26 protein-coding genes are annotated in these 21,635 nt (G+C 54.3%); 10 read left to right on the forward strand and 16 right to left on the reverse strand.

Annotated features, from left to right (window positions below):
* Nucleotides 1-78 precede the first annotated feature (78 nt).
* A complete protein-coding gene (locus I8746_RS10515; RefSeq protein ID WP_221100641.1) occupies nt 79-381 on the reverse strand; it encodes a hypothetical protein in 303 nt (100 codons plus the stop codon).
* Here I8746_RS10515 and I8746_RS27155 point away from each other — a divergent pair.
* Nucleotides 283-501, forward strand: a complete 219-nt coding sequence (locus tag I8746_RS27155; RefSeq protein ID WP_259674120.1) for a hypothetical protein — start codon at nt 283-285, stop codon at nt 499-501. The genes I8746_RS10515 and I8746_RS27155 overlap by 99 nt on opposite strands.
* A 480-nt stretch (nt 502-981) precedes the next feature.
* Here I8746_RS27155 and I8746_RS10520 read toward each other — a convergent pair whose 3' ends face one another.
* Genes I8746_RS10520 through I8746_RS10530 form a run of 3 tightly spaced genes read right to left on the reverse strand, consistent with a single transcriptional unit; the run spans nt 982 to nt 1,934 of the window.
* A complete protein-coding gene (locus I8746_RS10520) occupies nt 982-1,305 on the reverse strand; it encodes a hypothetical protein (protein WP_221100642.1) in 324 nt (107 codons plus the stop codon).
* 15 nt (nt 1,306-1,320) lie between these two features.
* Nucleotides 1,321-1,548 carry a type II toxin-antitoxin system Phd/YefM family antitoxin gene (locus I8746_RS10525; RefSeq protein WP_221100643.1) on the reverse strand — a complete coding sequence of 76 codons (228 nt, stop codon included), beginning with the start codon at nt 1,546-1,548 and terminating at the stop codon, nt 1,321-1,323.
* Nucleotides 1,548-1,934 carry a hypothetical protein gene (locus tag I8746_RS10530; protein WP_221100644.1) on the reverse strand — a complete coding sequence of 129 codons (387 nt, stop codon included), beginning with the start codon at nt 1,932-1,934 and terminating at the stop codon, nt 1,548-1,550. The genes I8746_RS10525 and I8746_RS10530 overlap by 1 nt, the downstream gene beginning before the upstream one ends.
* 225 nt (nt 1,935-2,159) lie before the next feature.
* Between I8746_RS10530 and I8746_RS10535 the strand changes: the two genes are divergently transcribed.
* The 3 genes from I8746_RS10535 to I8746_RS10545 all read left to right on the forward strand — a co-directional run bounded on the left by I8746_RS10535 (nt 2,160) and on the right by I8746_RS10545 (nt 3,376).
* Entirely contained in the window at nt 2,160-2,603 is a 444-nt protein-coding gene (locus I8746_RS10535; protein WP_221100645.1) for a hypothetical protein, read from the forward strand.
* Nucleotides 2,604-2,753: 150 nt separating this feature from the next.
* Nucleotides 2,754-2,972, forward strand: a complete 219-nt coding sequence (locus tag I8746_RS10540; protein ID WP_221100646.1) for a hypothetical protein — start codon at nt 2,754-2,756, stop codon at nt 2,970-2,972.
* An 11-nt stretch (nt 2,973-2,983) separates the two neighbouring features.
* Nucleotides 2,984-3,376, forward strand: coding sequence for a hypothetical protein (locus I8746_RS10545; RefSeq protein ID WP_221100647.1), 393 nt, complete (start codon nt 2,984-2,986; stop codon nt 3,374-3,376).
* Nucleotides 3,377-3,475: 99 nt separating this feature from the next.
* Here I8746_RS10545 and I8746_RS10550 read toward each other — a convergent pair whose 3' ends face one another.
* The 3 genes from I8746_RS10550 to I8746_RS10560 form a co-directional block, all read right to left on the reverse strand.
* Entirely contained in the window at nt 3,476-3,709 is a 234-nt protein-coding gene (locus tag I8746_RS10550) for a hypothetical protein (protein ID WP_221100690.1), read from the reverse strand.
* A gap of 263 nt (nt 3,710-3,972) precedes the next feature.
* Nucleotides 3,973-4,548, reverse strand: coding sequence for a hypothetical protein (locus I8746_RS10555; protein WP_221100648.1), 576 nt, complete (start codon nt 4,546-4,548; stop codon nt 3,973-3,975).
* On the reverse strand, nt 4,545-5,093 hold the full coding sequence (locus tag I8746_RS10560; RefSeq protein ID WP_221100649.1) for a hypothetical protein: 549 nt from the start codon (nt 5,091-5,093) through the stop codon (nt 4,545-4,547). The genes I8746_RS10555 and I8746_RS10560 overlap by 4 nt, the downstream gene beginning before the upstream one ends.
* A gap of 950 nt (nt 5,094-6,043) precedes the next feature.
* Here I8746_RS10560 and I8746_RS10565 point away from each other — a divergent pair.
* A complete protein-coding gene (locus I8746_RS10565) occupies nt 6,044-6,439 on the forward strand; it encodes a hypothetical protein (protein ID WP_221100650.1) in 396 nt (131 codons plus the stop codon).
* A gap of 302 nt (nt 6,440-6,741) precedes the next feature.
* Here I8746_RS10565 and I8746_RS10570 read toward each other — a convergent pair whose 3' ends face one another.
* The 8 genes from I8746_RS10570 to I8746_RS10605 all read right to left on the reverse strand — a co-directional run bounded on the left by I8746_RS10570 (nt 6,742) and on the right by I8746_RS10605 (nt 15,945).
* Nucleotides 6,742-8,196, reverse strand: coding sequence for a hypothetical protein (locus tag I8746_RS10570; RefSeq protein ID WP_221100651.1), 1,455 nt, complete (start codon nt 8,194-8,196; stop codon nt 6,742-6,744).
* Nucleotides 8,189-8,743, reverse strand: a complete 555-nt coding sequence (locus I8746_RS10575; protein WP_221100652.1) for a hypothetical protein — start codon at nt 8,741-8,743, stop codon at nt 8,189-8,191. Before I8746_RS10575 ends, I8746_RS10570 begins: the two co-directional genes overlap by 8 nt.
* Entirely contained in the window at nt 8,721-10,868 is a 2,148-nt protein-coding gene (locus I8746_RS10580) for a hypothetical protein (protein WP_221100653.1), read from the reverse strand. The genes I8746_RS10575 and I8746_RS10580 overlap by 23 nt, the downstream gene beginning before the upstream one ends.
* Nucleotides 10,861-13,002 carry a hypothetical protein gene (locus tag I8746_RS10585; RefSeq protein ID WP_221100654.1) on the reverse strand — a complete coding sequence of 714 codons (2,142 nt, stop codon included), beginning with the start codon at nt 13,000-13,002 and terminating at the stop codon, nt 10,861-10,863. Before I8746_RS10585 ends, I8746_RS10580 begins: the two co-directional genes overlap by 8 nt.
* 442 nt (nt 13,003-13,444) lie before the next feature.
* Nucleotides 13,445-14,776: a deoxyguanosinetriphosphate triphosphohydrolase gene (locus I8746_RS10590; RefSeq protein ID WP_014753953.1), complete on the reverse strand. Its 1,332-nt coding sequence runs from the start codon at nt 14,774-14,776 to the stop codon at nt 13,445-13,447.
* A gap of 144 nt (nt 14,777-14,920) precedes the next feature.
* Nucleotides 14,921-15,250 carry a hypothetical protein gene (locus tag I8746_RS10595; RefSeq protein WP_014591805.1) on the reverse strand — a complete coding sequence of 110 codons (330 nt, stop codon included), beginning with the start codon at nt 15,248-15,250 and terminating at the stop codon, nt 14,921-14,923.
* Nucleotides 15,247-15,621, reverse strand: coding sequence for a phage holin family protein (locus I8746_RS10600; protein WP_003248706.1), 375 nt, complete (start codon nt 15,619-15,621; stop codon nt 15,247-15,249). The genes I8746_RS10595 and I8746_RS10600 overlap by 4 nt, the downstream gene beginning before the upstream one ends.
* A gap of 9 nt (nt 15,622-15,630) precedes the next feature.
* The gene (locus tag I8746_RS10605) at nt 15,631-15,945 is read right to left on the reverse strand and encodes a YqjD family protein (RefSeq protein ID WP_010953104.1); all 315 of its coding nucleotides are present in this window, start codon (nt 15,943-15,945) and stop codon (nt 15,631-15,633) included.
* A gap of 312 nt (nt 15,946-16,257) precedes the next feature.
* Between I8746_RS10605 and I8746_RS10610 the strand changes: the two genes are divergently transcribed.
* From I8746_RS10610 to I8746_RS10630, 5 genes are all read left to right on the forward strand, one after another.
* Nucleotides 16,258-17,466, forward strand: coding sequence for an ammonium transporter (locus tag I8746_RS10610; protein ID WP_012053177.1), 1,209 nt, complete (start codon nt 16,258-16,260; stop codon nt 17,464-17,466).
* A 73-nt stretch (nt 17,467-17,539) separates the two neighbouring features.
* Nucleotides 17,540-17,779, forward strand: coding sequence for a glutaredoxin family protein (locus I8746_RS10615; protein WP_003248714.1), 240 nt, complete (start codon nt 17,540-17,542; stop codon nt 17,777-17,779).
* Nucleotides 17,780-17,887: 108 nt separating this feature from the next.
* On the forward strand, nt 17,888-18,319 hold the full coding sequence (locus I8746_RS10620) for a D-Ala-D-Ala carboxypeptidase family metallohydrolase (RefSeq protein ID WP_012053176.1): 432 nt from the start codon (nt 17,888-17,890) through the stop codon (nt 18,317-18,319).
* A 65-nt stretch (nt 18,320-18,384) separates the two neighbouring features.
* Nucleotides 18,385-18,693, forward strand: a complete 309-nt coding sequence (locus I8746_RS10625; protein ID WP_003248718.1) for a hypothetical protein — start codon at nt 18,385-18,387, stop codon at nt 18,691-18,693.
* Between the two features lie 51 nt (nt 18,694-18,744).
* Nucleotides 18,745-19,629, forward strand: a complete 885-nt coding sequence (locus tag I8746_RS10630) for a pseudouridine synthase (RefSeq protein ID WP_041168504.1) — start codon at nt 18,745-18,747, stop codon at nt 19,627-19,629.
* A 236-nt stretch (nt 19,630-19,865) separates the two neighbouring features.
* Here the strand turns inward: I8746_RS10630 and I8746_RS10635 are convergent, their stop codons facing one another.
* Nucleotides 19,866-21,431, reverse strand: coding sequence for a PAS domain-containing methyl-accepting chemotaxis protein (locus I8746_RS10635; RefSeq protein ID WP_012053174.1), 1,566 nt, complete (start codon nt 21,429-21,431; stop codon nt 19,866-19,868).
* Between the last annotated feature and the right edge of the window lie 204 nt (nt 21,432-21,635).

Genomic DNA, 21,635 nt, shown 5'->3' on the forward strand with positions numbered 1-21,635 from the left:
GATATCATTTTACACTTTCGAGGGAGCAGCGTGCACCTACATTTGTGCTTGAGGTGGCTGTCAAATCTTGCAGCTTATTCACGTGGCATCGAACAGGCGAACGAGCACATCACCTGTCGGGGTGCCTGCATACCGCGCCTGCAGTTCAGCCAGCTTGGATGCACGTCGTTCCCCAGACAGAAGACTCAATCCGTGTAACGCATTCATGAACTGCTGCATCCCCGCAATTTCGTCAACCAGATTGAGCCAGGTAGAGGTGATGCCTCTCCCAACGTGAGTGAAATGACCATGAAACGGAGGGATCACAGCAAGGCCTTGCGGGCAGATGATCCAATGTACTCCGAAGCTATAGAAGCGATGAAGCGGTACCACCAGGCTCAAGCAGATGGTCTCTCAGGTAAGGAGCTTGAGCGCCTGCGCCTCATCGCAGAACAACAGTTTCAGGCAGTGACGGATTATCAGCTGGGTGCGCTCGGTAGGCCCGCTCCTAGGACTCATTAGCGTGAGCTACCAGTGAGGGGGAGAGCAACTGTCTTGTCTTGGTAGGCCCGCAGGGTTGGTCAGCAAAGCCAGCTCAACGCTTTTTATGGCCCGAACCAAGCTCTTGTAGGTCATTCGCGTGGTCGTTGGCGATCCGATCAAGTGTTTCCTGCCTCAGAAAAGCGGGCCGTTTTCGAGTTTGCTTGCGGTCGTAGGCATCAGGGGCCTGCCTCTCGTTTTCCTTGCTCGATTCTGTAGTCATTAATCGGCCATTGGTTTTAGGTCAATGAAGCAAGGATTACTGCTGGCCGTCTTCCACCTGCCCAGGACGGTTGAGCACGATGGACACATTGAAAGCACGCTATGCCTGGGCTAGGGTGGAGGCGAAACCCAATCATCGGAGAAAGCTCATGACCCACCGCGAAGAAGACCGGATTTAGTTCTTACAGGGAAGCCATAGGTGCGGTTATCGCATGCTGCCCAAACACGGTGTGGCCACTCTCAAAGCGATCTCAGCAAGCTTTCAAGCATCCCGTGCTCCCAGGTGCTGAGCAGTGCAGTCGGATCTGTCCCGTATCGATCTCCAGAGTCGAAACACCAAACCCTGCCATCCGGGCTTTCGCAGCGCTCGCAGTAGTCCAGCTCATCACAGTCGTTGAAAATGGTGATGCGCCACCCCCCGATGTCGATCTCGAAAAGGCCGACAAACATCTCGTCCCAAGTCTTCGGCCCGGTCTTTCGCATCTGGCTTCGCCCGAATACCGCCTCCCTCAGAACCTGAGAAACCTCGCGTGCCGTGAGTGAGTTCACACCGTCCTCGATCATGCGCTTCTTCCTCGATCACAGCTGTCGGTCATGGTGCGCCTGGTAAGGTTTTTTTACGGTGGAGTACAAATGTTCTCCTTCCTTGAAATTGCCAGGCTTAGGGGTGTTCCAGTGCTCGGCTGCATCCATGAGCAGGTAGGGTTTACCGTGCCTGGTGATGATGAATGAGTGCCCTTTGACGACGAGCGCGGCGAGCCGTCGAAAGCGTCTCCGCGCCTGGCTGAGGCTGATTATCGTGGGCACTAGCTGTCTCCTGCATGGGGGCTGCCATCGTGCATAGGGCAGAGCGTATTTACCCACCTGCCGCCAATTTGCTTGCCAGGCGCGCCACACTTCTCACAGGTCTTCAGCGACATCTGTTCGGCAAGGGCTACGGCCCCCATGCAGTAGCTATCGCCACCGTCATAGAAGAAATGCAGCTCGCCAAATTTCGACTTCACCTGTGCCACCACGACCTGCGAAACGTCGGGGTGCCGATCCAGGTGGGCCTGAAGCGTGTCGCACAGCGTAACTAGGAGGTCACGCCATCCACGGCTGCAGTAGATGTCATCCACAGAAGGGTCGGAGAACAGCAGCGGATAGCGTTCTCTGAACTCTGCGATGCTGATCTCGGGCGTTTCCGTATTCATAGGGTGCTGGCACTTGGAGGAGAGCGAATGATTTAAACTGATGGGCAGGTGTAGTTTAAGGTTATCAAGCTGTGGTGAAACTGTCGAGGTAACTAAAGGGTATGCAGTTGGCATACCCTTAGTTGCGCTAGACAAAAATTATGAAGGGTGGCGATAATGATGTGATTCAAAGTATGGTCAATATCACAAAGCTGGAAAGTCTCGGATGGAAGCGGGGGTATTCACATGTGCCAATCACCGTATCATCAGCACCGCGATATTCTCCTGGATGGTAAGTACAGTACCGCCTACCTTCTGCAAGACTTCGTGCTCCACCAGTATGACAGTGGCCAATACCCCTTTGATGCGAGTCGGCACCTCGGCGGTTTCGACAGCCGCCATTTACAGATTTACAAGGATCTCAAACAATTCTATTGGGATAACGGCCCGAGCAAGGAACACGGCGATGTTGCATTGACCATCATCGCCAAGCGAATCGCCGAAGCTCAGGCCAATTTCGATGAGCTGACAGTCCTCCGTGCCACCAACCCTGCGGACTATCTCACTGAAGCCGGTGGTAACCCTGCTGTATCGCACCGTTATGCGTTAGAGGTGTGCGAGCTCCATCACAAGCGCTATTCGGAAATGGGCTTTCCAATCACAAGCCCATCGCCTGGCATCCAGGTCTAAGAAATATCTAGCCCTTTCCAAGCAAGCGGAGCGCGCAGGCGCGAGGATGGACGCCCGTAGGGCCGAGACGCCGCCACCATGGCGAGCGGCTCGGTTAACGACAGCCGACCCGCACGGGCGCGCCCGACCTCGACGATTTTTGGAGAGCCCATGAGCAGAGACGCCAAAGACACCGTGTACTGCAGCATTCAAATGCCCATCGCTCAGGGCCGAGAGCTCTTGGAACTACTAGCAAAGCTCCGCGCATCCGGTGACCACCCATCCCTCGATTCGGTCTTTCAGGAAGCTCAAGGCGAGTTGGAAATGTCGATTGAGTTTGTCGAGCGGATGCTTGCCGGCGAGGCCGGGCTCGGTCTCAAGCCTCACTAGGAATTGACGCCATGGCCAGTAATGACTCGCTTCATGCCCGCGAGAGAAGGCGGCGGAGGGCATTATGGACACTCGCCCACCTTGAGCTTGGTGATCCAAGAGCTCCATGCGTTGTGAGGGTGCTGGATGAGATTGACCAGCAAGAACAGGCTTGGCTTGGGTTAGGTCGAATCGCCACCATTGACGAGCTCGCCAATCAGGTAGCCTCCGAGCCCCACCCGATTGGGACGCCCATCGTCCGTGATGAGTTCATTCCCGAGCCATGGCGTCAGCGCTTCTTGTGTGCAAGCTTCGGTTCAACCCGAGTAGCTGAAGGCGCCTATCTGCATGACTGGTTGAAATTTCTTTCAAAGTGGCAGCAGGAAATGACTCACCTTGAACGCCATCGAGCAACCAGTGATTGATAGGGCTAGGGCGCCTTGCACCGATTCAATAAGGGGAGGAGGCCCTAGCGGCAAATCCAGGTCGACAGCGTCATAGCTTTTTAACTGATACCGAAGAAATCAGCGTGGGTTATAGCCACTACGTGCCAGGGCACCCTGCACCTTTCCGACAGCGGCTCGTATTGAATAGGCTTCGTCATCATCTATTGCGCACCCACGAAACTCGCTCCAGTGGGCTCGCTTAAAGAATTGGGCGAGTGTCATAGCCTCTCCGTGGCTCATGAAGGCATCCGCCTGGCAGCCATCAATCTCGAAAATCACTCTGACGTCACTGTACTGGGTCAGCTTGCTCATGGGGGGGCTCCATTAGCGGCAGGTAGGCCAACGAGGTGGCTTAATAGTTTGGTTGAAAATTTCCAAAGCCCGCATGCCAAGCCTCCGGCTGCGGCAATACGCTTTTCATTAGCAAGCGGAGCGCGCAGCCAGGAAGGCGTAGACGCGAGGATGGAAGCCCGTAAGGGCCAAGACGCCGCCATGCGGCGAGCGGCTTGGTTCACGACAGCCGGCCCGAAGGGCGCGCCCAAACTACTCAGTAGGCCCTTACAGCACTGGCCTACCTAAAAGAGTTTCATGTTTGGTGGTGGTTCATCGTCGGAATCCTGCTGCTTCCCAGAGCCAAACATTTCATCCTCTGACCAGTCATCCGCAAACAAGAAATCTTCTTCGGTGTAAAACGACATTCCCAAATTACCACTAGCCATAATTTCGGGAGCGTATTTGCGGAACAGCCGCCCACCGAAGAGCAAGTGGCCTACTACACATTCTTCGATCACTTCAACAGTCCAACATTCCAGCTGTACGCCAGAACCGATGTCTTCCCATGCTGTCTTGAGCGCATCAAAGTCGAACTCTTCGCCCTCAGTCTTATAGACGACGGTGAGCATGCCCTCATGCGCATGTAGAAGCCTCACTGGCGCCATAACGTCACGGACGATTGCTTGCTCGGCCAGATAGATGACCCTGGTATCAGGTTCTCCATCCCACAAGACAGCGAAGTTAAGAAAGCCTACACACTGTTCGTCCGTTGCGTAGACACCCAATGGTTGCGGGGTGCTAAAAATCGTATAGCCGCCTTCACCGTCATCGTTATGAGGCTGTTCGAACTCCGTATACAGGAACCTAGAGTAGATCATGGCTGTTCCTCATCGATAGAAGGGAGGAAGCTCAAGCTGTCGTCGCTGAAATCTTCCAGGTCATTTTCGTCATAGCAGGGGAGCTCATACGGACTGAGACCCAGAGCGGTCGACTCCATGATCTCTTTGACCACAGGCCAGAATGGGTAGTCAGAACGCCCTAAGTAGATTTCGTCTTCGCTCGCGAAAGCTACGGTGTACTGCCGGCCCGAATAAAGGTGAGTGTCGATTTCCCAAATAGCCTCAATCGCCGGGATGGTGCTGCTAGAAACCTTGCTGTCCAGGAAGATATCCAGATCCTGCTCATGGATAGCGATCAGCTTCACCGGAGCCATTGCTCCCCTGAGATAAGCACGCTCCAAGGCCGTGATGAAGCGATCATCGAGGTAGTCGCCGTGCATCACGCAAAAGGTCTGCTTCGCCGCTTGGTTCATTGCCCGCAGATTCTGGTCTCGCCACTGCAGACAGCTGTAGATGACGTAATCGGGCCCACCGACCACCGTCACGGGATCACACTCAGGGTGGAACAGAACAGGTGTCGACATGTGCATTCCTCCTTGTGGTATGAGGAATGAAGACTGCAGGGCGGAAAGGGTCAAGGCGAGGTGGGTGGTTATTCAAATAATCCGACGAGATATCAGTATGTTATACGCATACCGTTACGGCTGATTAGGCTTTCGAGCTCACATCTGAGGGCATTGGTGATCGTGCAGTATGGGGTCAACGTGCCGTCCGTATCTCACACAGCTCAGATTGCCGACTCGTGCGCTTCTAGCGCTACCGCAAGGGTAGGGTGCCACTCGAGAGGCAGCTCGCTAACCACTCCCATCAGACGCTGAGCGATCCGACGCCCCTCGTCATGTTGATCGGTAGCCGAATCCTCGGAGGAGAAATAGCGAGTAGACGCCACGCAGTACCCACGGCCATCTAGCGCCTGTAGGCAAACGTACCGGATGGCCGCTTGTTCGCTCAGACGTCGCCAGGAGATCACCTCAACATACGCCCCCGTTGCGAGGCCTGACGTTTCCATTGACGGCTTCTCTCGATGCTTAGGGTCAACCAGGTGGCTGAGCTCCTGCCGCCGAGCGATGACGTAATCCCTAATCTCTTTAGGATCCATCGAGACACCGCCCCGATCCGTCACTGTGAAATTCTTCAGGCCATTCGCCGCCTCAATAAACGCCTGCTCCCGCTTGACCTCCCAGGCCGAGCGCTGGTCTCTGAACAACCTTCTCCATAATCTAATTAAGGCTTTCATGGCTTTACGCTCCTTGTCGTGTCGGACGGGTAGAAGATTGACATAAGTGTGCAGAAGTATCACACAACTCATAGGATTTTTTCGCAGTTATCGTGCACCGGTATGGTACTAGCAGGTGCTGCTGACAATATATGGTTAAAACTTTAAGTGTTTATTGACGAGTAGGGGGGTTCGTGCTTGCGAAATGTTTTTTGTTTGTCTAGGCTGGCAAAATATCTCGGGGAAAAGGTGGTTGTAATGGTTCATATTTTGTATGCTCCGCAGCCGGTAGCTAAACAGTTGACAGCCAAGGTGGCGATGGTGCACTTAGGAGATCATTTTGATGCTTTTCTGAACGCTAATAATATTTCGAGCTGGGCTCAAGATGAAAGCTACCTGCTGAGAGATGATAACGTCGCAGACGTATTGATCTTACTCGGCACCACCAAGGGCATGACAGTTGGTCAGTTAAAGTATCAAGGGCGTCTGGGGGCAAGCTTAGGCAAATGTTGGCATATGGAATGGTGGCTAACTGCCTGGGATATGAAACCTATGAGTTCGCATTATCCTGCCGGTCAGTGGACGATTACATCGATAACCTGTGGGCTGGGGGAATGGTCGCGGGGGCTGTGTTTCTCGATGAGGCAAGGTTGATGTCATGGCCAGCGTCGGCAATGTCTGTAGAACTGCGGAAGAGAGTTGAGTTTAATAAAAAGCGCGGGAAGTTGCTGAGTGCCGTAAGGTCAATAGAAAAGAAAAATCGCACCGCAAGAGAAAGTGCCTTCATAAAAAATGAACGACGGAAGTTGAAGCGCCGTAGAGTGCCTCTTGAGTTCAAAAATTCCTGATTGGCAATGTTTACCTCCGTTCTGCGATGCTTGTAGATGTCCCTTAATGTAGAGTGATGATCCAGTTCATCTATTTAGATTAAATTGACGCTGCTGAAACCTCTGCACTCAAGGCTTGCTGGGTTGCTGAAGTTGAAGTTTCTTAAGCTGGCCGACTGCTTTTTCGATTGAGGCTATCTTTCGGGCTAGGTCAATATTTTGCGCAAGTTCGGGGTCGCTCGTAATGTCATGTAAATCTGATTCGAGCCTTGTTATGAGTGACTCAACTTCATTCGAGGTCGGAGTGTTAGATTTTGTCAGTGCAATCGCATAGGCTTCATTGAAATAAACTTTTAACGACATTGGATCTGCATGGCCTGTGAGCTTTGCTGCTCGGGACAATATTCTTCTTTGAACTGCCTCTTGCCATAGATCTTTTTGAGCTATATCGCGTTTGAGCTCTTTCTTGATTTCGTATGCGATTTGAGTGGTAATGAAGCGATGTCGAAACATAGAAAGGCATACTTGGACATCTCCCAAGCCTGAAAGCTCACAGAGTCTCCTAAAGTCTCTCGCGATGGAGCGTGTCTCAACTGAAGTGCCGCTCTGGCTCAGCAGGAAATCAGTTGCTGTTTCTCTTTTGGCGCCAATGCTCTCTACGAATCTCTGGCGGTCATTTAGGTATATGGATATTTCCAGCGCGTCCTCTAAAGTCAATGGGAACTCCCTGAGAGGTGCAGGCTTTTGTCGGCGCTTCAATGTAGGCAATAATAACTTTCGGGTTTTAACTGGCTCGGAATTTAAATCGAGAGGTATATTGTTGAGCTCATCAGGTCTGAGGCCTGTAAGGCTCTGGAGCTTCAAGGTAATATTGCGTCTACTGTAGAGGTAATCATTTTTCGCATTTAGGACTTCACTCTTAGGGCCATTAGAAACACCAAATGGTCTTCTTGGCTTGCCTCTCAATGACTCAACAGTGTCTGCGAGTCTTCCTATGAAATCGTCAGGCATAGGCTTTTTATCACCAACCAAAGGTGCTTTGGTTGGAATTGCTGGATGGTAGATGTATGGTCGACCCATACTGTCTGTTTTCCATTGGATTGTTATCTTGGCACCAGTGCCCAATTCGCCAATCAATTTTGGTTGAGAGCTAAGCCGGTAGGTGACTTGATACCAGATATAAAAGTCAATGACACGCCTTAGTGTGTACGCGATATGATTCTGATTTCTCGCATTGTGCAAGGTTTTATTTTTTAACTTCTTTTCATTCTTGAGTCGCTCGGCGAAATCGTGTAAGTACTGGTCGTTTACTTCAAATAGCTGGATATTGAAGTGGTAGATGTCGCGAATAAAGTGGCTCATGTGAGAGGCGAAAGTCTCCGCGCTTGCGCCTGTCGAATTCAATGAGACGCTCTGAAGCCACAAGTTAACTAATATGCAGGGGGCCCCATTAGGCCAAAATGTATAAACGTTATTTTCTGTGACCCGATTTTTTACGATTGCTTCGCCAGTTTTTCTTGAGTAGCTAACGCTCCAAGGAAATTTTAGGCGCATCCCTGTGTGGTATAGCTGGAATTTAGTCACCTGTTTTCCCTCCTTGAATGACACTCCAAGGTTTTGGGTTGTGCTGGGTGTAAGATGTAATGTTTTCGAATTTTAGATTTGATTCATAAAGAAAGTTAGACAGGTTTTGCCTTGTCGCATCACTAAGTGATGTGTCGGACTCAGTAGTCTGTTTGATGAATTGGAACAGCTCCAGGTAGGCTATTGCAGCTAGCTGGGCTTGGTTGAAGGCTTCGTTTATCTTCTCGTTAGTTGTTGGTTCGGCTAAGGTATAAGTGGTCGACGTCTTTGTTATGAATGTGGTGTGGATTTTTTCTCGAAGAGAAAGTAAATGTTCCCAGTGATTTTCAATCTTGGAGTCGACACCTGGTATCCGATTGTTGATGCAAAAGTTTTTCAATGTGTTGTAGCTGATTTTTTGGAAAGTGTTAGAAACCTCTAGGTCGCAAAATGATCTCATGTCTGTTAGCTTCGACTGCTGTGTTTGAGATATTTTGATTTTCCCGTTGAAGATTCTATTTAACCATTCATATCGCTTTTGGATATTATCTATTGTCGAAGCTTTCATCTTGAAGATCTCCGAATTTTATTGCGATATCGGTATCGATGACTGTGGATTCGTAAGTGGTTAGGCGTATCGTATATGTAGAAATTAAGAATCCATCGTGGTTCAATAGTGCTCTAACAAATTGATCGAACTTGTATTGGTTGGTTGATTTAATTGATTTGCATTCCAAGGTCTCTAACGCATGCTTATAGACTGCAGAAAGCCCTTGGTGATCCTTTTCATCGATCTGACCTAGTTCGAGTTCGATGAGTTTGTCTTCTATGCACTCAATCGTGTATTGAATAAATTCTTCGTCTGGAATGTCACCGCTTAAGTAGTCATCCAGATGCTTTCTGTCAGCGTGTCCGGCCTGATGTCGTAGGGCATCTTCTGTAAAGAATCGCTCGTGCCTATACATTGATAAAATAAAGAATTTGCGCATCTCATGAACTTTTATGTACCAGCGTCGACCATGCGTATCTATTGGGATCTCAATGATGTCGCAAAATGACCTGATTGCAGTATCAATTCGAACATCGACTTGCTGGCCGCCAGGGCAGTTGAAGCCTTTAGAAGATGGGAAATAAAACAGGTCGGCTGAATGCGCAGAGGTATCCTTGTATATGGTTTTTAAATTGTTGCCTAGGACTGACAAAAGTTCCACGGCTACTGCAGATATATAGGGTATCGGGCGGCTAATGATAGGTGGATTCTCCAAGCCTTTTTTTAGCGAAGGATGTTTTAGAAAGGCGCCTTCGCCATTAGTTTGGAGGAATAGCGAGTTTCTTTTGATGTTTGCAAGCTCACTTGCGCGGATGGGTTTGGTTAGGCCAATGACAATCGCGCAGGCAGCGACAAAGCATTCCAATGCTATTGCGAAAGTCATGCTTTCAGCTGAGTTGGATTTGGGGGATAAGCTTGTTAGCTTTGTTATGCCCAGTGCCGTTGAAAGCTGTTGTGCAGGAAGGTTGTCAAATGAAGAGGTTTCATGGTGTGTTATGATTTTCTCGAATAATTTTTGACGCTCACTTGTTAGATAACGCGGCGGGGTGTTATCTATAAACTCTTGAGAGTTGAAGTTCTTAACTAACTCGATAGTGGCATCAACTATAGGTTTGCCATAAACAATAATCCATTCAATGGCCTTGTCAAGAGCGAGCATGCCAATAGAGTGAGGTATTTTTTTTGTATGGCCATCCAGTCTATGTTCAGTGTTGTTCAGAAAGGTTTTGATATCTAATTTAAAATTCGGCATAACATCTGGGAGCATTTGGTTGCCAGCTGCGAGCGACTTTAGAATGATAAGGAACTGTTTAAGGGATTTTTTAGTCACAGACGTACTTGGAGACTGTGAGAGCGATGCTCGCTGTGACTGGTGCTTAGCACGTCTTGTCGTTCCCTCGACTAAAATCGGGCCTTGTAGAGAAACTTCAAACTGCCTCAAGAATGCTCGCATGGAATCATGCTGGAAAGCTGATGGATTTGTTCCCAGTAATTCTGCAAGATAAATTCGGGAAACTAACCCCGAGTCGCTTTGGTCTTTATCGGCGCTGCTGTATAGTTTTTCTGTCTTTAGGTGCTCGCAAATTTTTAATATTTGATCTGGCGTTAGCCCCAAGCCGTTATACAATTCACCGGTGGCTTGGCAAAGCAGGTCGCTGATTCTGTCTTTGAACTCCAGGACTCCAGCCCATCCCCCTTGGGAATAGCCGGCGCTCAATAATTTGCAAGCGTTTTCGTTGATTAGCCGAAGTCCATAGATTTTCGGTTGGTATCGTTCTTCATGAAGCGACGCCCAGCTCGCAATATTAATATAGCCACGTATGTGCTTGAGCCAGACGTCAAAGCCAATGTTCTTCTGCAGATATCCTGTTCTCAGGAGGAACGCCTGTTTTTGTATCGCTTCTAAGATGACTTTATTTTCAGCGTCTGCAAGGTTTGTAAGATTACCAAGTGGCTGCGAGAAATTAATTGTTTCAATTGTGTCATTCTTGCCTCGAACCACCCATGAAGGCGATCCAATTTCTCCTTCGATTAACCAGCTGGCAGTATAGTCAACTGATTCTTCAAGGCTATCCTTAGTGTGAGCAATAAGTGCTGCAAATAAGGCTCTTGATTGCTCAGTGGCTGTTCGCTTGTTAACCATTCAAGACCTCGTGGTGATGAGGTCTCACTGAAATGATTTTAGTGGAGAGCTCAGCTTTTATTTGGAGCGCTTCTCTGTATGTTTGTTGAAAGCTTTGTACGGAGATTCCGGAAATATTTCTTACGATAGGATTGTCGGCGCTTGATTCAGTGGTGTAGGAATAAGTAGCATGAATAAGATTTGAAAGAGTAATGATGGATTCTGGAGACAGTCCAGATCTTTCATCGATGTATTCGGGGCTTTGTGTGTTCGCAGCGTTATATGTTTCTGCAAAAAGAAAAGTAGCCGCTAGTGATAGGGGGGATAGCTTCAACAAAAGATTGTGAGTCTGCAGGGGCTTGGCCAGGAAGTTGGAAGCATCTTCTGTGATTTCGGCGGCGTACTTTTTGAGGTCTATCGAGATTGGGTCTGATGTCTCTGCTTCTCTCGCAGCGTTGACTACAAACCTGAAAAGGTCTTCTTCGCAAGTGAAGTCACTAGCCTCTACTCGCCATGGTCTTCCCTTAGTTGCAAGGACAATTAATTTGGTTTGGAATATTCTAAGAATTCGGATGTTCCATCGCAGCATTAGCCATTTCGGAATATAGCTATTTTTAACTACTGCAATGGAGTTGCCTAGCGTGTTGGCGACTGCTTGATAGGTTCCTTCTTTAAGGAAAGCGATCAGGCCCTGGGTGCCGCGAATTCGCTTTAGCGAGAAGCTATCTTTTGATACACCTGCCTCGCTTAACTCTTTTTCCAGCACAGTGTAGAGATTAATGCCTAGTGGGCCGGTGAATATGCTGTCTATGTGTGGGCATAATCCAACCCAGTTGAAGGTTGAGGTCAAAAAGAGCTTCCGGTAATTTGGGTTGTGATCAAGCATTAGCCTAAGTCGGGCCTTAGAGGTGGCCCGAACAAGAACACAATACATTTCCCGGCTGGCTGGTGGCAGAGGTGAAACTTTTCGACTCGTGGCTCGTGGCTTACTAACGCTCCACATGAGGCGATCTAACTCACTATTAAAATGATGGATTGGTACATCTGTAGTGGAGTAATAGTCTGCTTCTTGGAGCGATATTGGCGTAAATTTAGGATTCTCGGCTATGAGGATAGCTGCCGCTGCAGCACAATCTCTTGCCGATATGTGTCCTAATAAGCGGTTCAAGGTTTCATTGGTGCGAGCCATTGGAGCACCATAACCACCAGCAATCTCTCTGAGCCTTTCATTCATTCGGGTTTGGATTTTTGCGTTATTGCAAATAGGACGCAGGAAGGGAATCTCTTTCATTAGCTCGTAGCTGACGTACTGCAGTTTGTCAGTTCGCATGAAATAATAATCTATGACCGCTAGGAACCATGCAGCTCCGTCAGGATTGCTTGGGTCGGCAAGATGCCTGCCGTTTACATAGAACTCCCCAGACCTGATTGTTTCTTCAATAACCTCAATAGGAATCGAGTTAATGAGTTCTGCGCCAATCGCCTGGCATGCAACGACATAATCCCAATACATCTGACAGGCGCGGATGATTCCTTTCGAGCGTGTTTCCAACTGACTTTGCAACTTCTCAAGAAATTTATCAGTCGGTACATTAATGTCTTTGTCTATTAAGTAAATTTTTGGCCATAATTCCTCACTGTCTACCAGTTCCCAGAGCTGCTCTTCGGTTGAGTCGAGTATGTTCGAGTCATCTCGGTCTTCAAGAACGTCGGGAAGCCTCATTGATGGTAGTAAGATGTTGTAAGGAACGATCATCTGTTGTTTCAGGTTTTTATAGAAATCTACAGATCTTCGCCACTGGGAACGCACTGTCAACTCATCTTTGTCACCGCTTCCCCTGCGTTTTTCAGGGTTGGACAGATGATAAATGAAGTGTTCGTAAATAAATTTTCTCCACTTGGGATCGCCAGGAGAAGGGAATTCTTGTGCTTGCTCCTCAGCGTATCGGAACATGCGTTTTGCAACCTCGATCCACGCCGTTCCGCTGAATCTGGAGCCGCGCCTGCAGAGCTTTAAGACTTCTCCGCACATCAGATGCAGACTCTGTTCGGAGGCCTGGCTCGGGCGCGGAGCTACCGTTTCTCTAAACCCCTGCTTGTTTGGCCATTCCGTCCTGAACACAATCTGCTGGGCAGTCAAAGTATACGAGTACATTGGCGTGTCTCCGAGATCATGATGAAATCGTAGTAGCCATGTGCGCGGTGTCAAATTTCAGGTGTCAAAATGTAGCTTTTTTGTAGTGCAACCTTTTGATTTATATGAAAATATCAGGATTTTACCTCTTGCGTGCGTCCACAAAACCAACGGAATGCATGTTCAACTTCCCTGCGGTCGATTGAGGGTGACAGTGGGCACCTTATCGCAGTTGGAAGTCGTCAGGCGTGCGAGGAATGGCTGTTAGGCTTATATGGGAAACGGCTTACAAGATAAAGCAAAATGGGCTACGGAATAGGTGTGGTTAACTCGCTGTCAAAGCGATTTTGGTAACTTTTCATTAGTTTTTATTCGTGCCGTTTAGTGTGGTTACCCTCGGTGTAGGAAGTTTCCTGCAAGCGTGGTGCAGCGCCTGGCCGAGCCCGCGCTGCACCGACGCGTTTCAGGTCGGGCTGGAGCGCCCGGTCATCTCCCGGGCCATTTCGCTGGCATAGCTGTCGGTCATGCCGGCGATGAAGTCGATCATGCGCAGGAAGGCGCTGTGCAACGAGGCATGTGGGTCTGGCGCATTGTTGCCGATCAGGTCCAGCACCCTGCGACTCTTGAACGATGGCGTACGTCCACCGTGCTGCTCGAGGGCCGCACCGCAGAACGTGTTCAGCAGAATCTCCAGGGTGGTGTAGGCGCCGATTTCGTGCAGGGTCTTGCGCTTGTCCTGGAAGATTTTGTTGCGTGCCATGTCCTTGGCTTGCAGTACACAGCGTTTGGCTGGGCCATGCATGTGTTCCACCAGGTCGCCCGGCAGTTGCCCGGCCAGCAACGCCTGCTGCTGCTCGACGAAGGCGTGGGCGGCGGCGTTGGTCAGGTGTTCGATGGCCTTGCCGCGCAGTATTGCCAGTTTGCGCCGACGAGAATCGCGTGGGCCGAGCTGGCGGTAGGTTTCTGGCAGGTCTTCGCCGACCAGGTCAAGCAACAGCGCTTCGACTTCTGCGTATTGCAGCAGCTCCATTTCCAGGCCGTCTTCCAGGTCGATCAGCGCGTAGCAGATGTCATCGGCAGCCTCCATCAGATACACCAGTGGGTGGCGCGCCCAGCGCTGGTGTTCCAGCTGCGGCAGGCCGAGCTTGCGGGCGATCTGTTCGAGCAGGGGCAGTTCGCTCTGATAGCTGCCGAACTTGTGCTTCTTGTAGCCCAGGGCGTCGGCATGGCGGGCGCTCCACGGGTACTTGAGGTAAGTGCCGAGGGTGGCATAGGTCAGTCGGGTCCCCCCATCGAACTGGTGGTATTCCAGTTGGGTGAGCACACGAAAGCCCTGGGCATTGCCTTCGAAGTTGAGAAAGTCGGCCCGTTCGTCATCGCTCATGTCGTCCAGCCAGCCACGCCCGGCGGCCTGTTGGAACCAGTGGCGAATGGCGTCTTCGCCGGAGTGGCCGAATGGCGGGTTGCCGATGTCGTGGGCCAGGCAGGCAGACTGCACGATCATCCCCAGGTCACTGGGGGCGCACCAGTCCGGCAGGTTATCACGCAGGGTCTCGCCGACGCGCATCCCCAGCGAGCGGCCGACGCAGCTGACTTCCAGCGAATGAGTCAGGCGCGTATGGATATGGTCGTTGCTCGACACCGGATGCACCTGGGTCTTGCGGCCGAGGCGGCGGAAGGCACCGGAGAAAATGATGCGGTCATGGTCTTTGTGGAAGGGGCTGCGCCCGAGTTCATCGGCGCTGTACAGGGCTTTGCCCAGCCGTTCGCGGGTAAGCAAGGTGTGCCAGTCCAAGGCGCGGTCTCCTGTCGTTCGAAGGCAGCAGCATACCCTGCAGGGAGCGCATTGTGCTGCGAAGAAGAGGCCGGCCCTTTGATGCATTCGTATCGATCGAACGGGCCTCTTCGCAGCACAAGGCTGCTTCTGCCGGGGCGAGCGTCAGGGTCGGCGGCTGCCTTGCAGGTAGAGGCGTACCAGCGGCAGCAGGGTGCTGCCCAACCGTACCAGGCGCGTCAGGTTGCCGCTGCGTACGCCCTTGCCGGTGAGAAAGCCCAGCGCCACCACGGCGCCGATGCCCCACAGTGGCGCATGCTTGATACCCAGGCCTTCATGTAGCGAGCTGCCCATGCCGCGCACGCGGCGCAGCGGTTCAAGCAACTGACCGGACTCATGGCGGATTTCCTGGCGGTGCATCTCCATGCGCAGGCGCAGCAGCGCCTTACGCAGTTCGCGCGGGTTACGCGTGTTTGGCAGTTCTGGCAGGCTCATGGCAACAGGCGCTCCCTGTCCTTGGCAAGTTCGTCGAGGGTGGCGCCGAAGGGCGACGATTCGTCGAACACCGCCGCCTTCAGGCGCACGCCGCAGTACAGGGCGGCAATGCCATAGAACACGCACAGGCCAATGATACCGGCCAGTCGATAGCTGTCCCACAGCAGCACCAGCAGCAGCCCGGACAGCGCGGTCAGCAGCAGCAGGGCGAACACCAGCGCCAGGCCGGCGAACAGCAGCAGGCTCAAGGTACGGCCCTTCTGCTCCTGCAATTCGATACCGAACAGTTCGATGTGACTGTGCAGCAGCCCCAGCATGGCCGCGCCCAGGCGCTTGCCCGAAGCGCCGGCGCCGTTGGCGTCATTCTCCATGGGTTCCCCTTAGCGCCGGTTGGCCAGTAGACCGATCAACAGGCCGACGCCGGCCGCGATGCCGATTGCCCGCCACGGGTTTTCCTGCACGTACTGCTCGGCGCTGCCAAGCGCTGCCTGACCGCGTTCACGTACCGAGTCCTGGGTCAGTTGCAGGGTTTCGCGGGCCTGGGCCAGGCGCTCGTGAATCTGCTCGCGCAATTCGTCGGCCTGGTCGCCGGCCAGGTTGGCGGTGTCGGCCAGCAGCTTCTCGGTGTCGCGCACCAAGGCCTGGAAGTCAGCCATCAATATCTCTTGTGCATTCTTTGCCGATTTGCTGGCCATGGGTCTCTCCCTGTCGATGAGTGTTGGTAGTTCGAGTGACAGCACGCATGGAAGGTTCAAGTGCGGCTGCTGGTATGGGCCTTGCTAAGTTTTTGCCACGTTGCGGAGCGCCTGTGACCGGTTTTGCGCCGATTCAGGGCGCCCGCGCAGCGGATACCGATAAACCTTAACCCAATCCACGACAAACCCAAGAAAAAACCACGCAGGCTTCACCCCGCTCACCTGAACAGGGTAGGGGCTGGCACCGATTCGGTGCAGGGATGCAGGTTCTTGAACTGTCCTGGTGCCTTTTTCAGCAGGTCTGCCTATTTCATGGAAAACATGCACAGCGCTATGGACTCTCTGGTCCACGGTTCCAACACCCTGTTCATTCTCATGGGCGCCATTCTGGTGCTGGCCATGCATGCCGGCTTCGCGTTCCTTGAAGTGGGCACGGTGCGCCACAAGAACCAGGTCAACGCCTTGTCGAAGATCCTCAGCGACTTTGCCATCTCGGCGCTGGTCTACTTCTTTATAGGCTACTGGATCGCCTACGGGGTCAACTTCTTCCAGCCGGCGACAACGCTGGCTGTCGACCATGGCTATGCGTTGGTCAAGTGCTTCTTCCTGCTGACCTTTGCGGCGGCGATTCCGGCGATCATCTCCGGGGGCATTGCCGAGCGGGCGCGGTTCGTGCCGCAGTTGTGCGCCACAGCGTTGATCGTGGCGTTCGTCTATCCGTTCTTCGAGGGCGTGGTGTGGAACGGCAACCTGGGCGTGCAGGCTTGGCTGCAGGCACGCTTCGGCGCACCGTTCCACGACTTTGCCGGGTCTGTGGTGGTACACGCCATGGGGGGCTGGCTGGCGCTGGCGGCGGTGCTGCTGCTGGGGGCGCGCCGTGGGCGCTACCGCGAGGGCCGATTGGTCGCGTTTGCGCCGTCGAGCATTCCCTTTCTGGCGTTGGGCTCGTGGATCCTCATCATCGGCTGGTTTGGCTTCAACGTCATGAGTGCCCAGACCTTGCAGGGCGTCAGCGGCCTGGTGGCGATCAACTCGCTGATGGCGATGGTGGGTGGCACCCTGTCGGCGTTGCTGGCCGGGCGCAACGACCCGGGTTTTCTGCATAACGGCCCGCTGGCCGGGCTGGTGGCGATTTGCGCAGGTTCCGATCTGATGCACCCGGTGGGTGCGCTCGCCACCGGCCTGGTGGCCGGCGCTCTGTTTGTCTGGACCTTCACCGCCGCGCAAAATCGCTGGAAAATCGACGACGTCCTGGGTGTGTGGCCGTTGCATGGCCTGTGTGGCGTGTGGGGTGGCATCGCCTGTGGCGTGTTCGGCCAGGTGGCGCTGGGCGGCATGGGCGGTGTCAGCCTGGTCAGCCAGTTGCTGGGCAGCCTGATGGGCGTGCTGGTGGCCTTGGCCGGTGGCTTTGCCGTGTACGGAGCCATTCGTGCGTTGCATGGCCTGCGCTTGAGCCATGAGCAGGAGTTCCAAGGCGCGGACCTGTCGCTGCACCGGATCGGTGCTACCAGCCAGGATTGAGCCAGGTCAGATGCAGGGTGGGCGTGGCGCGCCTAGAATAGGCTTCTGTGTATGCCAACCCGGGACCTGCCACATGCTGCCTGAATGTCAACTGTTCGGCACCCTCGGCTGCCACCTCTGCGAAGTGGCCGAGGCTGTGTTGATGCCTCTCGTCGATCATGGCCTGCTGGTAGAGCTGGTCGATATCGCCGAGAGCGAGCTTTTGTTCGAACGTTATGGCCTGATCATTCCGGTGTTGCGGCGCTGTGACAACGGCGCCGAGTTGCACTGGCCGTTCGATACCGAACAAGTGGTGGCCTTCCTTGGGCAATGATGGCTGCAGAGGAGTGGCAACCCTGCTCCATGTTCTGTGAAGCGAGCTGATGATCCGGTGGAGGCGCACCGTCGCCGGTAACCTTCTCCATCATCGGAATAGCTCGCCATGTTCATCACTCCACATTTCACCTTCGATGAAATGACCGTTTCCCAGCTCGCCGCCCGCGAAGGGTTCGATAATGCACCGCCCCTCGAAGCCAGGGCCAACCTGCAATTGCTGTGCTATGCGCTGGAACAGGTACGTGCATTGTTCGACGCGCCCATCATCATCAGCAGCGGGTATCGCAGTGAAAGGGTCAATCGGTTGATCGGTGGCGCCTCCGATAGCCAGCACGTGCAAGGGCTGGCGGCGGACTTCACGGTGATCGAGGTCAGCCCGCGCGAGACCGTTCGGCGAGTCAGCGAAAGTACGGTGCCCTTCGATCAGCTGATCCTGGAATTCGATAAATGGGTGCACCTGTCGGTGACGCGCGGCACGCCGCGCAGGCAGGTGCTGACCCTGCGTAAAGGCAGCGGCTACCTGGCGGGGCTGCAATGAAGCGCATTGACGGCAGCAAGGGGATGTTCGTATGCTGTATATAAATACAGTATCGAGGTGAAGCCATGCTCAATGTCGAGCAACTCAAGTACAGCGTCAACCGCATGCCCGTGGATCGGGTGGCTGACGCGGTTCTGGAACTGCGCCTCGAAGGCCTGGTGACGGGCGACTGCACGCCGTTCGGCAAAGTGCACTTCAATACCTGCTTCGCCGAGATCGAGGCCTTGTTCCAGCGGGCCGGTTACCACCGAGGGCTGGATGTGGTGGGTTATGAGGGGTTGCTCTATGCACTCTACGACCCTGGCCGCTGGGAGCCGGTGCAGGTACTGCGCTGGCTGAAGGAGCGCTGCGAGGCGATGGCCCAGGCTGGTTGAGGGGGCGGGCTTGGGCGATAATGCGCGGCCATGAACGTCTCGAGCCCAGCCATGACCACGCCTTTCGACCCCGCCCGCCAGCAAGCCAGTACGGTGTGCCTGCCACCTGGTAACTGGGTGACGGTGCTCGATTGCTTGTGTGACCATTTCAAGGCCATCGACCGCGCCCAGTGGCTTGACCGCTTTGCCCGTGGCCGGGTGCTGGATGCCAAGGGGCAGGCAGTTGCCGCCGACCTGCCTTACAAGCGTGGCATGCGTTTGCATTACTTCCGCGAAGTGCCGAACGAACGGCCGATTCCGGTGCAGGAGGTGGTGCTGCATGTGGACGAGCACCTGGTGGTGGCCGATAAACCGCATTTCCTGCCGGTGACGCCGACGGGTGAATACGTCGAGCAGACCTTGTTGCGCCGCCTGATCCGTCGTCTGGACAATCCGCACCTGGTGCCGTTGCACCGCATCGACCGGCACACCGCTGGGCTCGTGCTGTTTTCCGCCAACCCGCACAGCCGCAGCGCCTACCAGCGGCTGTTCCCCGAGCGGCGTATCGACAAGCGTTACCAGGCCATTGCCGCTGCCATGCCGCAGCATACATTTCCGCTGGTGCACAAAAGCCGCCTGGTGCATGGCGAGCCATTTTTCCGCATGCATGAGGTGGAGGGTGAGGCCAACAGTGAAACCCTGGCCGAGGTGCTGGAGAAGAACGGTGAGCGATGGCGCTATGGGCTATCGCCCGTGACTGGCAAGACCCATCAGTTGCGTGTGCACATGGCGGCCTTGGGGGCAGGGATCAGCAATGACCCGTTCTATCCGCAGTTGCTCAATGAAGAGGATGACTACCAGCGGCCGCTGAAACTGTTGGCGCAGAGCCTGCGTTTCGAGGACCCGCTGAGTGGCGAAGAGCGCTACTTCGAGAGCCGCTTGCGGTTGGACTGGTAACACAGCAAGCGGGTTCACCTGCGAAAGGGCCGGGCCTGCTGGCCAATTTCCACCCGCCGTTCACCGTTGCCGCCGCTACCGTATTCGCGGGTAAACCCGCTCCTACGCACGCATCGGTGGTTCGGCACAGATCGGTGGCGGACGCACCTCGGTGGTTGAACACAGGCCGCTGTAGGAGCGGGTTTACCCGCGAACACCGGCAGAGCCGGTGTCACCCCCAGCGGAAGTCTCGAGCTTCAGCGGTTGAAGCGCTCCACCAGCGAATACTGGCTGCCCGCCGTGCTGGTCAGTTCTTCGCTCAGCAGTGCCGAGTGCTGCGCCTGTTCGGCGGTCTGGTCGGCCAGTTCGGCAATGGTGCTGATGTTGCGGCTGATCTCGTCAGCCACTGCGGTCTGCTCCTCGGTTGCAGCAGCAATCTGGGTGGCCATGTCGGTGATATTGGCCACCGCTTCGCTGATGCCTACCAACGCCTCATCGGCCTGCATTACCCGGTCGACGCCTTCCTGTGCCTGGCGGTGGCCGGTTTCCATGGTCAGCACTGCGTTACTGGCGGTCTGTTGCAGCTTGGCGATCAGGCCGTGGATCTGCCCGGTGGATTCGGCGGTGCGCTGGGCCAACTGACGCACTTCATCAGCCACCACGGCAAAACCACGGCCCATTTCACCGGCGCGCGCTGCTTCAATGGCTGCGTTCAGTGCCAGCAGGTTGGTCTGGTCGGCGATGCCCTTGATCACGTCGACCACGCCACCAATCTCGTCGCTGTCCTTGGCCAGTTGCGTAACCGTCTGGCCGGTCTCGCCCACTGCCGCCGACAGGCGCTCGATGGCTTCGCGGGTTTCTCCGGCAATCTGCCGGCCCTGGCTGGTCAGGCGGTTGGCCTCCTGGGTGGCATCGGCGGTGCGCTGCACATGGTTGGCCACTTCCTGAGTGGTGGCGGCCATCTGGTTTACCGCAGCGGCGACTTGCTCGGTCTCCACCCGCTGGCGCTCCAGCCCCGTAGAGCTCTTGTGCGCCAAGGCATCGGACTGGCGTGCCTGGTCGCTCAGGTGTTCGGCACTGTCTTGTAGGCGGGTCAGGCAGGTTTTCATGCGTGCGTCCTGGCTGAGCATGGCCATTTCCAGGCGCGCCTGCACGCCACGGCTGTCGGTGTACATCTGCGCGATCAGGGGGTCGGAAGTGGTTTGCTCGGCCAGGCGCAGCAGGCGCTTGAGGCCGCGCTGCTGCCAGCTCAGGCCGAGCAGGCCCAGTGGTACCGAAAGCCCAGCGGCCAAGGCAAAGCCCCAGGAATGACCCAGCCAGTTGCCGATCAGGAAGCCCACCTGGCTGATCAGGATGAACGGTAGCCAGTCCTGCAGCACTGGCAGCCACTTGTCGCGGCGCGGTACCGGTGGCTTGCCCTGGTTGATGCGCTGATACAGGGCCTCGGCACGGCGGATCTGCTCGGCGGTGGGCTTGACCCGCACCGACTCGAAGCCGACAACCTGGTTGTTATCGAAGATGGGTGTGACATAGGCGTTGACCCAGTAATGGTCACCGGACTTGCAGCGGTTCTTGACGATGCCCATCCACGGCTGGCCCTGCTTGAGGGTCTGCCACATATGGGCAAACACGGCAGGCGGTACGTCGGGGTGACGCACCAGGTTGTGCGGTGCGCCAGTCAGCTCCTCGCGGGTGAATCCACTGATTTCGATAAAGGCATCGTTGCAGTAGGTGACCACACCCTTGGCGTTGGTAGTGGAGATCAACCGCTGCTGGGCAGGGAAAGTCCGTTCTCTCTGGGTAATCGGCTGGTTGTTACGCATGGGTGATAGTCCGCAGGGCTTTCGACAGGTATCGGCAAGCCGCTGGCTTTATTGAATGGATATTTGGTTCATTGATTGCACTCAATGACGGGTAAGTCAGATGATGACCGAATGGATGGCCAAGGGCCAGTGCTGACGCGGGGGACTTGGAAGCGTAAGGCTTTGGGGCATAGGCGCGTATTAGACCGAGCGCCGCCTGCGCAG

The sequence above is a fragment of the Pseudomonas sp. USTB-Z genome, assembly GCF_019691255.1.
GTDB lineage: Bacteria > Pseudomonadota > Gammaproteobacteria > Pseudomonadales > Pseudomonadaceae > Aquipseudomonas > Aquipseudomonas alloputida.

Excerpts from the sequence above, each read along its gene's own strand:
- I8746_RS27155 (WP_259674120.1), top strand. The coding sequence starts at position 283 with ATGACCATGAAACGGAGGGATCACAGCAAGGCCTTGCGGGCAGATGAT.
- I8746_RS10520 (WP_221100642.1), bottom strand. The coding sequence starts at position 1,305 with ATGATCGAGGACGGTGTGAACTCACTCACGGCACGCGAGGTTTCTCAG.
- I8746_RS10530 (WP_221100644.1), bottom strand. The coding sequence starts at position 1,934 with ATGAATACGGAAACGCCCGAGATCAGCATCGCAGAGTTCAGAGAACGC.
- I8746_RS10535 (WP_221100645.1), top strand. The coding sequence starts at position 2,160 with ATGTGCCAATCACCGTATCATCAGCACCGCGATATTCTCCTGGATGGT.
- I8746_RS10540 (WP_221100646.1), top strand. The coding sequence starts at position 2,754 with ATGAGCAGAGACGCCAAAGACACCGTGTACTGCAGCATTCAAATGCCC.
- I8746_RS10545 (WP_221100647.1), top strand. The coding sequence starts at position 2,984 with ATGGCCAGTAATGACTCGCTTCATGCCCGCGAGAGAAGGCGGCGGAGG.
- I8746_RS10550 (WP_221100690.1), bottom strand. The coding sequence starts at position 3,709 with ATGAGCAAGCTGACCCAGTACAGTGACGTCAGAGTGATTTTCGAGATT.
- I8746_RS10555 (WP_221100648.1), bottom strand. The coding sequence starts at position 4,548 with ATGATCTACTCTAGGTTCCTGTATACGGAGTTCGAACAGCCTCATAAC.
- I8746_RS10560 (WP_221100649.1), bottom strand. The coding sequence starts at position 5,093 with ATGTCGACACCTGTTCTGTTCCACCCTGAGTGTGATCCCGTGACGGTG.
- I8746_RS10565 (WP_221100650.1), top strand. The coding sequence starts at position 6,044 with ATGGTTCATATTTTGTATGCTCCGCAGCCGGTAGCTAAACAGTTGACA.
- I8746_RS10575 (WP_221100652.1), bottom strand. The coding sequence starts at position 8,743 with ATGAAAGCTTCGACAATAGATAATATCCAAAAGCGATATGAATGGTTA.
- I8746_RS10580 (WP_221100653.1), bottom strand. The coding sequence starts at position 10,868 with ATGGTTAACAAGCGAACAGCCACTGAGCAATCAAGAGCCTTATTTGCA.
- I8746_RS10585 (WP_221100654.1), bottom strand. The coding sequence starts at position 13,002 with ATGTACTCGTATACTTTGACTGCCCAGCAGATTGTGTTCAGGACGGAA.
- I8746_RS10595 (WP_014591805.1), bottom strand. The coding sequence starts at position 15,250 with ATGAGCCTGCCAGAACTGCCAAACACGCGTAACCCGCGCGAACTGCGT.
- I8746_RS10600 (WP_003248706.1), bottom strand. The coding sequence starts at position 15,621 with ATGGAGAATGACGCCAACGGCGCCGGCGCTTCGGGCAAGCGCCTGGGC.
- I8746_RS10605 (WP_010953104.1), bottom strand. The coding sequence starts at position 15,945 with ATGGCCAGCAAATCGGCAAAGAATGCACAAGAGATATTGATGGCTGAC.
- I8746_RS10610 (WP_012053177.1), top strand. The coding sequence starts at position 16,258 with ATGGAAAACATGCACAGCGCTATGGACTCTCTGGTCCACGGTTCCAAC.
- I8746_RS10615 (WP_003248714.1), top strand. The coding sequence starts at position 17,540 with ATGCTGCCTGAATGTCAACTGTTCGGCACCCTCGGCTGCCACCTCTGC.
- I8746_RS10620 (WP_012053176.1), top strand. The coding sequence starts at position 17,888 with ATGTTCATCACTCCACATTTCACCTTCGATGAAATGACCGTTTCCCAG.
- I8746_RS10625 (WP_003248718.1), top strand. The coding sequence starts at position 18,385 with ATGCTCAATGTCGAGCAACTCAAGTACAGCGTCAACCGCATGCCCGTG.
- I8746_RS10630 (WP_041168504.1), top strand. The coding sequence starts at position 18,745 with ATGACCACGCCTTTCGACCCCGCCCGCCAGCAAGCCAGTACGGTGTGC.
- I8746_RS10635 (WP_012053174.1), bottom strand. The coding sequence starts at position 21,431 with ATGCGTAACAACCAGCCGATTACCCAGAGAGAACGGACTTTCCCTGCC.